10 protein-coding genes are annotated in these 12,382 nt (G+C 43.1%); 1 reads left to right on the forward strand and 9 read right to left on the reverse strand.

The window, feature by feature from the left end; genetic code table 11:
• Positions 1-16: 16 nt before the first annotated feature.
• The 9 genes from ACM2FC_RS06475 to cobA all read right to left on the reverse strand — a co-directional run bounded on the left by ACM2FC_RS06475 (position 17) and on the right by cobA (position 9,417).
• Positions 17-358 carry a DUF2956 domain-containing protein gene (locus ACM2FC_RS06475; RefSeq protein ID WP_498480069.1) on the reverse strand — a complete coding sequence of 114 codons (342 nt, stop codon included), beginning with the start codon at positions 356-358 and terminating at the stop codon, positions 17-19.
• A 79-nt stretch (positions 359-437) separates the two neighbouring features.
• Entirely contained in the window at positions 438-785 is a 348-nt protein-coding gene (locus tag ACM2FC_RS06480; RefSeq protein WP_498480070.1) for an AzlD domain-containing protein, read from the reverse strand.
• Positions 778-1,509 carry an AzlC family ABC transporter permease gene (locus ACM2FC_RS06485; protein ID WP_498480071.1) on the reverse strand — a complete coding sequence of 244 codons (732 nt, stop codon included), beginning with the start codon at positions 1,507-1,509 and terminating at the stop codon, positions 778-780. The genes ACM2FC_RS06480 and ACM2FC_RS06485 overlap by 8 nt, the downstream gene beginning before the upstream one ends.
• Complete coding sequence (locus ACM2FC_RS06490; protein WP_498480072.1) at positions 1,506-2,036, reverse strand: helix-turn-helix domain-containing protein; 531 nt, start codon at positions 2,034-2,036, stop codon at positions 1,506-1,508. Before ACM2FC_RS06490 ends, ACM2FC_RS06485 begins: the two co-directional genes overlap by 4 nt.
• A gap of 197 nt (positions 2,037-2,233) precedes the next feature.
• Positions 2,234-3,985, reverse strand: coding sequence for a bifunctional protein-serine/threonine kinase/phosphatase (locus tag ACM2FC_RS06495; RefSeq protein WP_498480073.1), 1,752 nt, complete (start codon positions 3,983-3,985; stop codon positions 2,234-2,236).
• Between the two features lie 153 nt (positions 3,986-4,138).
• Positions 4,139-5,608, reverse strand: a complete 1,470-nt coding sequence (locus ACM2FC_RS06500; RefSeq protein WP_498480074.1) for a NarK family nitrate/nitrite MFS transporter — start codon at positions 5,606-5,608, stop codon at positions 4,139-4,141.
• Between the two features lie 18 nt (positions 5,609-5,626).
• Positions 5,627-5,959 carry a nitrite reductase small subunit NirD gene (gene nirD, locus ACM2FC_RS06505; protein WP_498480075.1) on the reverse strand — a complete coding sequence of 111 codons (333 nt, stop codon included), beginning with the start codon at positions 5,957-5,959 and terminating at the stop codon, positions 5,627-5,629.
• A gap of 9 nt (positions 5,960-5,968) precedes the next feature.
• A complete protein-coding gene (gene nirB, locus ACM2FC_RS06510; RefSeq protein WP_498480076.1) occupies positions 5,969-8,533 on the reverse strand; it encodes a nitrite reductase large subunit NirB in 2,565 nt (854 codons plus the stop codon).
• 29 nt (positions 8,534-8,562) lie between these two features.
• Complete coding sequence (gene cobA, locus ACM2FC_RS06515) at positions 8,563-9,417, reverse strand: uroporphyrinogen-III C-methyltransferase (protein ID WP_498480077.1); 855 nt, start codon at positions 9,415-9,417, stop codon at positions 8,563-8,565.
• Positions 9,418-9,871: 454 nt separating this feature from the next.
• Between cobA and ACM2FC_RS06520 the strand changes: the two genes are divergently transcribed.
• Entirely contained in the window at positions 9,872-12,370 is a 2,499-nt protein-coding gene (locus ACM2FC_RS06520; RefSeq protein ID WP_498480079.1) for a molybdopterin oxidoreductase family protein, read from the forward strand.
• Positions 12,371-12,382: the final 12 nt, after the last annotated feature.

Consider the following 12,382-nt stretch of genomic DNA (forward strand, 5'->3'; position numbering starts at 1 on the left):
TCTCATCAGTGCTATGTTATTTAGCTAAAACGATGTAGGCAGCAAAAAGTACCCAGCTGACCAAAAGTAATGCCCATGGCAGTTTTGTTGTGCTTTTTAGTTTCGTTATCTGCGCTTTTTCTGCAGGTTCCGCAGGAGTATTGATCGCTACGGTTTTCTCCTTTTGTGCTTTTTTCTTGGCTTTATCTGCTTTGCGGTTCCTTTCTTTCTGTTGTTTTTTATAAAGCGCGATTCCTTTTTCAATGCCTTGCGCGATAAGACGGGTTTGTTCTTTTGTTTGTCCCGGCTTTTGGGTCGCTTTGGCAATTTTCATTGCTTCTTGTTTTGCTTCTTCAGATGCGACGATTTTGTTTTTCATTTTTAGAATAGTATGTGAGTTTTGCTTGCTAGAATATCACGAAGCCTTTTCGGTTTTACGGAAATTATCTGAGTTTAGGCTAATTGTATAAACTAAAGAGCAGTTCAATGGCTCCGTACGCCAAAACGCCAGCAAATACAGGCCAACCTAAAGATTTGGTTTTTCGCCAAACGATCAACGTGATTAGAATCCCGAAGCCAGTAGCAACCCAGCCATCTAAGGATGAGTTCCCTGGTACTAGAGATGCACCTAACATGGCTGCAATCATGAGTGGCCCTAAGATACTGAGCCATGTAGGCACACTATCCACAGATTTTTTACTGTGCTTGCCAGCAATGCGATGTTGCATCCACAGAGTAGGAATTAGCCTTAAAAAGTAGGTGCCAATAGCTGATATTAAAACGGCAACCCATAGTTCACTATTCATACGATTTACCCTTATTACGTGAGTGTGATTCCATCATGTAAAAAACTAGCGCACCACATAATGCAGCCAAAGGGATAGAAAGGTTGATGTATCCCATTAGTTTAAAAATTATCGAGACCAAAATAACGCTGAGCAATGTGAATGACCATATGCGAGAGTTGAACCTTGGGGCTAGAAGAACTAAAAATAATGCTGGTAGGGCAAAAGGCATGACACTGACAACTAAAGGCCAGCGTTCGATTAACTCTTCACCCGCAAGAGCGCCGAGAGCTGTTCCACCAATCCAGCTAAACCAAGCCACGATACTCGCTCCTGTAAACCAGCCTAGCCGCTCTTCTGGTTGTAGTTGAGGAAAACGAGTGTGTGATAGCGCGAATACCTGATCAGTTAAACCATGTAGGAGAAAAGGCCACCAACGGCTTTTTGTTATCCATTGGGCTATATTCGGTCCATAGACTAGATGACGAGCGTTGATGAGTAACGTCATAACGACGACTAACCAAAGTGGAGAGCCAGCGGCATACATGGCGACAAACAAAAATTGCGATGCGCCTGCGTAGATAAGTGTTGAGATAAGTATGGTATCTAAGGGACTAAAACCAGCTTGAACGGAAACTAAACCAAACGAAATCGCGACTGGAACATATCCACCAAGAAGCGGCATCGCTTCTTTTGCACCTACCATCCAAGGTGTATCCTTTAAAAGTGAAATTTGCGCTCTCATTTTTCGCCTCCTGGTTTGTGGTACTTAATCGTGACCAACAATGTCGCCCACGACGGGCCCGTTCGGTAAATATGAGGTTGATCGGCGGTAAAGCTATGACTTTGGCCTGCTGTCAGTTCACGAATATCATCGAGCGTACCGACTTCTAGTGTGCCGCTGATAATGGTAATGGATTCAGTTGTGCCGGCTGAGTGCCCTTCGGCTTGCCGACAAGTATTTGGTGCACAAGACATCCAGTAAGCGTCAACCTCAACTTCATCTTTGCCTTGATCAATAAGCCGAACTTGCACGCCTTCGTCGTAAACAGGCTCACTGATAGGAGCAACTAAATTACCAAAAGGCACATTAAGCCTTGCAGCAAGTCGCCATATTGTATCTAAAGTTGGGTTGCCGTTGCCTTGTTCCAGACGAGAAAGGTTAGACTTTGCCATACCTGCGTCAGCGGCCAATTGAGATAGTGAGAGCCCACGAGATAATCTCAAGCTCTGTATGTGTCTTCCTAAAATATCCAGAGAAGGCTTTTCCATTACAAATTCCATCGTGGCGTTCTTTATATAGAACGTTCTATATAAAGAACGCCACGATGTCAATGAATTTATAAAAACTCATTGGTTTTGTGATTGTGTTTTGACGTAAAGAAAAGTTCAGTAATGCTTCAAAGTTTAAACAAATTAACTCGTTAGAAATGGAGGTTAAACTGAATGCCAGTTAGCCTGTCTTTAGCTTAACGATTTAATAATGCCAATAGCTCTATGAGTGCTATTAAGGAAAATAAGATTGTTGTTCCTTTCCAAAATAAGATGGGATTTTTTTTTATTAATGGCTTACTTTGTAGCTCTTTTTGCAATTGCGTATTCGGAGTGTATAAATCGGTAATGAATTCGCTCATCACCTGATAGCGCTGGTTGGGCGAAGGGTGACAGGCTTTCTCAAGCGTTAAATTTACCCACTCAGGAATATCCGGTCGTAACGATTTTAAAGAGAGGTAGTTCCATTTAATATGCCTAGCGGTGCTAACAGATTGAGTAGAGCGAGTTTTAAACGGCAGCTCTCCTGTTAACATTTCGTAGCCGATGACGGCTATCGAAAACAGATCTGAAATAGTACTCGCTTTCCCAGTATTAATATATTCAGGGGCAGTGTAGTTTACGTCTCCCAATGGAATATCAGACACAATTTCAAGCTGTGCTTCGTCAAAGCCTTCGACTTGAGTAGAGCCAAAATCGATCACTTTTATCTGCCCATCTTCGGTCAACATAATGTTTTCAGGTTTCAAATCGCGGTGAACCATTCCCGCCCTCTGGAATACTCGCGCTGCTCTCACGATTTCGTCCAATATGTTTCTGACTTTAGCTAAGTCTGGAGTCGGGTTATCCACTATCCACTGACGCAAGGTGATCCCTTTTATTGATTCACACAATTGATACGCGAACTTTGAGTCATTTGGTGGAGAAAAAACCTTCATTACGTGTGGATTGTTGAGTTTATTACCGACCCAGAACTCGTTTGAAAATCCATCTAGGTACTCGTTGTCCTCACTGATGCATAAGGAAGGAGCCTTCAGTACGTATATTTTGCCGCTTATACTATCTGACACCTCATAAACATGACTTCGATTACTCGTGTGCAAGACTTTTTGCACGATAAAATCATCGATCTTATTGCCAACTTTAAGTGCTGGTGGAATAGAACGTTTCTTCATCAGTGCCTGATGTTCCAGCAATGTAGGTTTTGGAAGGTTAGTCACTTCGACAATTAAACAGGTTACGTTGTCTTTACTGCCTCTTTTGAGCGCTTTGTGGCAAATGTCTTCGCTCAAATCTTCCAAATTACGGAATTGTTCTTGAGAAAGCTCAGCCAAATCTGCATCGGAGAGAGTGTCGTGGATGCCATCTGTTGTGAGAATAAAGCGGTCACCGTTTTTTAAGTCTAATGTAGAGTAATCGATATCGACTTTTCTATCGACGCCAATGGCTCTAGTCAGGTACGACTTTGTTCCTAGAGCTTTGCGTTTATGATCTCTAGTTAGGAGTTGCAGTTTATTTTTGCGTAATAGATAAATGCGGCTGTCGCCGACATGAAAAACATGTGCAGTATTGGATTTGAAGATAATTGTGCTCAGAGTGGTAACTAGACTATTGTGATTTAAGCTCTGTTTCTCCCCTTGATGAAATAGCCAAGAGTTAAGAGCATCCAACACCTTGCTCACTGAGCGCTTTACACCCCAGCTATCAGGAGTTGTGTAGTAATCAAGAACAAATTGGCTGACACCTGTTTGACTTGCTTGGTGGCCAAAGTCGCTGCAACTCGCTCCATCAGCAACACATGCCACTATACCTTTAAGTTCAAGCTCGCTGTGATCAGCTGGAGATTTTACGATTAGAGCATCTTGGTTCTGTTTTCGAGGCCCAGATAACGATCGTCCACCAAATCTAACGGCTAGCCTAGTTGGTTTATCTACGGATGTTACAATCATCTTCGGGCCCTATAGTACTGATAATATTTATAAAAACATTACACTTTATAAGCTCTATGGTGCATAAAAAAATATCAAGGCAATATAAAAAACTCTGATTGTGTAACCGGAGCCAAACTAATAAAACAAGTTTGGCTCCGGTTACCTCCTTGGTTAACTGGAAACATCGATCAGAGTCACACTACCATCTTCATTCACTTCGGCTATCTGACCTTTTGGTTCTTCCATTATCAGCAACACAAGGAAGCCTAAAACAGCGGTACCCGCAATGACAAAGAAGAAGGTTTGATAGCTAACAAAGGAGAGAACGGTTAAATATACGACGGCACCAACGTTGCCGTACGCGCCGGTCATGCCTGCGATCTGCCCAGTCATACGGCGTTTGATTAGAGGTACGGTTGCAAAAACGGCCCCTTCTCCCGCTTGTACAAAGAAAGAACAAGCCATTGCAGCGACAACCGCTAACCAAACTGGCCACTCTGATCCGATTTGTCCCATCAAGAAATAACCTGCCGCTAAGCCAGCTGTTAAGATGAGAAGAGTTGGTTTGCGCCCGAACTTATCAGAGATCCATCCTCCACCAGGTCGTGACATCAAATTCATAAATGCATACGCTGAAGCGACCATTCCTGCGACGACTGGAGACAATGAAAATGTGTCCAAGAAAAACAGCGGCAGCATCGATACGACGGCTAGCTCTGAGCCGAAAGTAGCGAAATAGAGCACGTTTAGAATCGCGACTTGCTTAAATTTGTACTGATGAATTGGCGCGACATCGTATTCAAAGACGGTTTTATTAATTTTCCAAAGCTGACTCACTTCGTATAAGTACAATAATGCTAAACCAATATAGATAGCGTAAACCACTGTACCCGACAATACGCTGGCACCACTTGGCGATAGCTTCCAAGCCAAAAGAGCTAGTGCAGCATACATCGGAATTTTCATGATAAGTAATAGGAAAAAATCACCAACACTGGTTACTTCCATACCGGACATATGCTTGGGCTTAAAATAGGTAGAGCCTTTTGGTGTATCAGAAACGTTTTTGTAGAACACCACAGAAAAGAGTACGCAAATTATACCAGTTAGACCTATCGCATAGCGCCATCCATCGTCTCCTCCGAACCAAAGAGCGATTGTGGGCAAGGTAAATGCTGCCGCAGCTGAGCCAAAGTTTCCCCACCCGCCATAAATTCCTTCCGCTGTACCTAATTCATTATGCGGGAACCACTCGGAGACCAAGCGAATACCAATTACAAAGCCTGCTCCGATAAAGCCGAGTAGAAAACGGGCGATTGCGGCTTGTAAGAAACTATCCGCCATCGCAAACATAAAACAGGGGATAGAGCAAATAACTAGTAGCGAAGTGTATACGATTCGAGGACCATACTTGTCGGTAAACATACCAATTAATACTCGTGCAGGTATTGTGAGCGCTACGTTTAGGATTAGTAAAGTGGTGATTTGCTCCTTATTTAAACCAAGAGATGTTTTCACCATTTCAAGTAGTGGAGCAAAGTTGAACCAGACTAAAAATGTGATAAAAAATGCCATCCAACTTAGGTGGAGAACTTTCATTTTGCCTTTAAAAGACAATATTGAAAATGAGCTGTTATTCATTTTGTAAATCCTTTTTGATTAAGCTGCTATTGCAATTTGAACTTTGCCTTCAAATGTTCGAACCCCGTAGGTTTTAACTTGCAAAGAGCTATCTTCTAGGCACGATCCGTCTTCTAAATGGAAGTGATGTTTGTACAGGGGAGAGGCAACATATGGTGAACCATCAATTGATCCCATGATTCCTCTGGAAAGGACGTTCGCTTTTCCGGCCGGGTCATAATTTGATAGGGCATAGAGCTGTTGGGTTCTTTCACAATAGAATATTGCTATTTGATCGTCGTTTACTTTCGCACATACGCCTGTTTGAGGAACCAAATCAGCCTTGTTGCAGACAGTTAACCAATTTTTCATAAAGTTCTCCTATCGCACTTCAATTACGTTGATTGTGTCGGTTGATGGATGCTTTTCTTCAGTAGCTGGAGGATCGACGGGCATACGCTGGCCTCGAACTGTTTGATACTGTAAGGAGTTATCTCCACTGTCGCTGTTCACAAAGTGGCTGAAACGTTTGAGTTTCTCAGGATCGTTAATGGTGGTTTTCCATTCGCATTGATAGTGGCTAATACTGTCGGCAAGTTCTTTTTCTAGCTCTTCACCTAGGCCTAACTTGTCTTCGATGATCACGGATTTTAGGTAATCTACACCACCTTCCATATTCTCTAGCCAAACTGAGGTTCGCTGCAGTCTGTCGGCGGTGCGAATATAAAACATGAGTACGCGATCGATGTATTTAATCAGCGTGGGTTCATCAAGGTCGGTAGCGAATAAGGTTGCGTGACGCGGACGCATTCCGCCATTCCCACACACGTATAAATTCCAACCTTGGTCTGTAGCAATGACACCAATATCTTTAGACTGGGCTTCTGCACATTCACGGGTGCAACCTGACACAGCGAATTTTAGTTTATGGGGAGAGCGTAGCCCCTTGTAACGATTTTCAATATCAAGAGCTAATTGCACGCTGTCACCTACACCATATCGACACCAAGAAGTACCAACGCAAGATTTAACCGTTCTGACAGATTTTCCATATGCATGGCCTGTTTCAAAACCTGCGTCGATGAGCTTTCTCCATATTAGAGGCAGCTCATCTAACTGAGCACCAAACATATCGATACGCTGGCCGCCAGTAATTTTCGTGTACAGATCGTACTCTTTAGCTATCTCACCAATAGCAATCAGTTTATCTGGGGTAATTTCCCCCGCTGCGACTCGTGGGACGACAGAATAAGTACCATCTTTTTGCATATTACCAAGGTAGATGTCATTGGTGTCTTGCAGCTCCATATGTTCTTTCTTAAGGATGTAGTCATTCCAGTAAGACGCGAGTATTGAGCCAACTGTGGGCTTACAAATATCACAGCCAAGTCCTTGACCGTGTTTCGATAGCAGTTGTTCAAACGTTCTGATTTTATTGATGCGAATAATGTCGCCTATCTCCTGGCGCGAGTAGCTAAAGTGTTCACATAAATGGTTGTTTACTTCGACACCGAGCTGGCTGAGTTCACTATCTAATACTTGTTTGGCTAAAGCGCTGCATCCACCACAACCTGTTGAGGCATTTGTGGAGGACTTAAGTTCTGCCATCGAGGTGCAGCCACTTGCTACTGCTTGCTTGATTGCTGATTTGGTGACGTCAAAACATGAACAGATAACTGCGGAGCCGGGGAGGGCATCAACGCCAATAGCGGAAGAGTCATCATCGACTGTGTTCGGCAAAATGAGTACGGAAGGATTTTCCGGTAGTGGCATGTCATTGAGCTTCATTTGCAAAAGAGTGCCGTAAGCATCGGTATCACCGACCAAGACTGCACCAACTATTTTTGTTCCGTCAGAAGAAATAATTAAGCGCTTATAAACTTGGTCTATTTCATCGCTATAAGTGTAGGATTGAGCTCCCTCAGTCTTGCCATGAACTTCACCAATGCTTGCGACACCTACTCCCAGTAGCTTTAGCTTGGTACTCATGTCTGCACCGGTAAACTCAATCGCATCTTTTTCCGTTGACAAGATGTGACTAACAGCGACTTTAGCCATTTGATAGCCAGGAGCGACTAAACCAAAAATTCGATTCTCCCAAAGCGCGCACTCACCGATGGCGTAGATATCTTCTTCACTGGTTTGGCAATAATTGTTGATAACGATACCGCCTCTTTCACCCATTCCAATATCAGCCTGCTTCGCCAGTTCATCCTGCGGGCGAATCCCCGCTGAGAATATGATCATATCTGTTTCCAGGTGGCTTCCATCGGCGAAATTCATTCTATAGCGACACTCCAGACCCTCAACAATTTCGGTCGTCGCTTTTTCTGTGTGAACCGTCACGCCAAGTGCTTCGATTTTCCTTTGCAGTAGACAACCACCACCTTCATCTAATTGAACAGCCATTAGCCTTGGTGCAAATTCGACGACATGTGTTTCAAGCCCTAAGCTTTTTAGAGCGTTTGCTGCTTCCAAGCCCAACAGACCGCCGCCAATGACAACTCCTGACTTACTTTCTAAGCTCGCCTTTTCAATTGCGTCTAAGTCTTCTATGGTTCGATAGACGTGACAGTGGCTGCTATCTTTACCTGGAATATTTGGCACGAAAGGGTATGAGCCAGTTGCCAATATGAGTTTATCGTAGCTTTCTGTTAATCCGTGTTGAGTTTTAACCAGCTTATTTTCTTTATCAATCTCAACAACTTTATCATTCACTACAAAATCAACATCATTGTCTTGGTAATACTCGACGCTAGTTAGGGCTAAATCTTCAGCCGTACTTCCACCAAGATAAGAAGTAAGTTGTACCCGGTCATAGGCGAGTCGAGCCTCTTCGGCGAAGGTAATAATCTGAATGTCTTGACTCTTTTCCTTGAGCATCAATTCAATAAATTTGTGGCCGACCATGCCATTGCCTACAACGACAATTTTTTGCTTTGCCATTATCTATTTCCTTTTGATTGTGTGGGTTACTACGCCGATTTTGGTAGTAAGGTGATTGGGGTGAGGTGGGCCATAGTTGCTGACTGCTCGTTCCTTTGAACTCGATGACTACCTGATAGCCAAGTCAGCCAGTTCAACTCGTCGTATATTTTGACGACGTCACCAATCACGATGAGCGAGGGTGATTTCAAATCGAACTCCTCTTTTAAGTCTGTTAATTGGTACAACTTACCGACTATATTTCTTTGTTTTGGAGTGCAGCCATTTTCGATAATTGCTACTGGGGTTTCACGACTTAAGCCTGCGCTGATTAGCTCTTCTGAGATAAGTCGGGTTTTGCTTAACCCCATATAAACGACCAGCGTTTGATTCAACTTTGCAAGTGAACGCCAATCAATGGCTAAATCAGTATTGGCGTGTGCAGTGATAAATGTGCAACCTTGAGCGAGTCCACGATGAGTTAAGGGTATGCCTGCGTAAGCGGTACATCCAGATGCTGCAGTGATTCCTGGAATCACTTGAACTTGAATACCTTTCTTACTCAAAAAAAGCATTTCTTCTCCCCCGCGACCAAAGACAAACGTATCTCCTCCTTTTACACGACAAACATGCTTCCCACTCATAGCAAGATCAGCCATGATCTGATTAATTTCGTCTTGAGATCGACTATGTTGACCTTTCATTTTTCCTACATAGATGGTTTCCACATGAGTTGGGAAAGTGCTGCGGATTTCCTTACTGACTAGGTTGTCATAAACAATAACATCTGCGCTGTTGATAGCTTTAGCGGCTTTAATGGTTAGTAACTCTGGATCGCCTGGTCCAGCGCCAATTAAGTAGGCTTTGCCAAAGGCTTTATTGATTCGTTTGTTTGCTTCACTCATCACCTAGCTCCTGCATTAAGCTCTTTATGTAAATCGTATGACATTACTATTTCAGGTCAGCAAGGACAGTGCCAGATTAATAATTAAGCATGTTTCAATGGGGTTAAGTTTATTAAAAACAATAATATAAACACTGTTGTTGAGCGGTTTTTTTAGTTTTCTAATGCACGCAATTTAAGCTGTATTTGTATAAAATGAGCGCTGTTGGTGCAAAACGAATTAAGTTGGTGCAAATTTCATGTTTACTGCCTTTTTGGGGTGATTAAAATACATACCACTTTGGTGGTATTTGTGTTTAAATGATTGAAAAATAATAACAAAAAAATAATTTTTTTGTTTTTTCTATGTTGGGTTGTCTGGCTTGTAAATTGCAGAAATATTCTAAAGTTTTGTCTGGAGTTCGTTAGCCCGTTAGGAAGAATGACTCTAGTTATGCCGCGAGAGTAGGTGATAGATGACAGATTCAAAACATGGATGGATTAAGACAACCTGTGCGTATTGTGGGGTTGGTTGTGGAATTGAAGCAAGACCGTTGTCGTCAGGCAAATTAGAGGTTCGAGGAGATAAGTCTCACCCTGCGAATTATGGGAAGCTTTGTACTAAAGGTATTGCGCTAGGAGAAACAGTCGTGACTGATGGTCGCTTGCTGGCCCCTATAGTACGAAGTAAAGATCTGGAAGAGGAGGTAGACTGGCAAACAGCTACGGATCTAGTGGCTAAGAAATTCTCGGATACAGTCAAGCAATACGGGTCAGACTCTGTCGCTTTTTATGTCTCTGGTCAGCTACTCATTGAAGACTACTACGTTGCCAATAAATTGATGAAAGGTTTTATTGGTAGTAGCAATATAGACAGTAACTCTCGCCTTTGTATGGCTTCCGCTGTTGCGGGCCACAAAAGAGCGTTCGGCGCGGATATCGTTCCTGTTTGCTACGAAGATATAGAGTACAGCGATATGGTTGTGATAGTCGGCTCAAATTTAGCATGGTGCCATCCAGTATTATTTCAACGATTACGCTCAGTGAAGCAGGCGAACCCAGCTTTAAAAGTTGTCGTTATTGATCCTAGAAAGACCGATACCAGCGAAATAGCCGATACCCACCTTTCAATAAACTCAGGCTCCGATGTTGCTCTCTTTAATGGTTTGCTCTGTCATTTATTTGAATCAAACGCAATTGATAGTGATTTTATAGAGCAATGTACTGAAGGTGTTGAGCAAGCTTTAATATCCGCTCAACAAGAAAGTTCCTTACAGGATATAACAGGGCTTACTAACCATGAGATCCAAGCTTTTTATACTGATTTTGCTCAGACAAAAAAAATTGTCACTATCTATTCTCAAGGGGTAAATCAATCCTCGCAGGGAACAGATAAGGTTAACAGCATCATTAACTGTCATTTAGCGACAGGAAAAATTGGTAAAGTTGGGTGTGGTCCTTTCTCAGTAACGGGGCAGCCGAACGCCATGGGAGGGAGAGAAGTTGGCGCTCTAGCGAATATGCTTGCTGCTCACATGGAGTTTGACAACGACCAGCATAGAGAGCTTATCAGTGAATACTGGAATACAAGTCAGCTGGCAGAAAAGCCTGGCTTAAAAGCCGTTGATATGTTTCAAGCGATCAACAGTGGGAAGATAAAAGCGATTTGGATTATGGCGACGAATCCAGCCGTGAGTTTACCCGATACGCATAGGGTAGTTCAGGCTTTAAGAAAGTGTCCATTTGTCGTTGTTTCTGATTGTGTAAAAGAGACTGATACAACGAAGCTTGCTGATGTACTGCTTCCAGCTCAAGGGTGGAGTGAAAAGTCTGGTACAGTCACTAATTCGGAAAGGCGTATATCTAGACAAAGGCGGCTGCTACCTTCCCCTGGCATGGCGAAACCTGATTGGTGGATTATCTCGAAAGTGGCTCAGAAAATGGGATTCTCTCATGCGTTTGATTATTTGCATGAAGGTGAGATCTTCCAAGAATATGCTGGGCTCACATCATTTGGGCAGGAATACTCCCGTCGTGCTTTAGATCTAAGTGGACTGGCTTCTCTTGATGAAGGGCAATACTCACAAATGAACCCGCAGCAATGGCCAGTTTTGAATCATCAAACAGAAATCGTGCAAAAGCGATTGTTTGAGAATTGCCAATTTTTAACTTCAAATGGTAGGGCGCGATTCATTGCAGTCCAATGCAAGCCTCTCTCCAGCACAGAAAAGGCTCATCGCTTAACCCTCGAACTTAATACAGGAAGAGTCAGAGATCAGTGGCACACGATGACCCGTACCGGGCTTTCGAACAGTTTAGCTGGTCACTCTCCTGAACCATTTATATTGATCCATCCATCCACCGCTGAACATTACAATTTGCCATTGAATACGTTAGCGAAAGTCTCAAATAATAGCGGCAGCGTTATTGCTCGGGTCAAAACTACCGACACTGTGGCACGCAAGCAAATCTTTATGCCTATCCATTGGAGTGACTCAAACGCTAATGCTGGTAAACCATGCAAACTTATTCAAGCCAATGTAGACCCTTTGTCTGGTCAGCCGGAATTTAAAGCGGCCCCTGTAGAGGTTAAGCGATTTGAGTATTCTGCTATCGCTATCGTTCTTTGTCGCGAGAAGTTGGTAGGTTTGGAAGTGGGCTATTGGTGTCGCCAAAAGGTGTCAAATGGCTACCTCTACCGAGTTGCCTGTAATCAGAGCTGTGAAACTCTTGTTTCTCATATTGTTAGTACATTGGGTAGTGCTCAACAGGTTCGCCACTTTGAAACTAGACAGCCGGAAGAGTGGTTACGTGTTGAGGCAACGAAACAGTCTTACCAGTCAATTATTTTCGCAAAAACAAGCGACTTGTGGTTTGAGCAAGCAGATGTTGATACAAAGGTTGAACAGTTCAATCTCAAGTTTGAAGAAGAGGCAGGTTTTGAGCTATTTAGTGAATATTCGGTCAGCTGCTAATTGTCCGTAAAG

The organism is Vibrio sp. A37 (genome assembly GCF_059777565.1).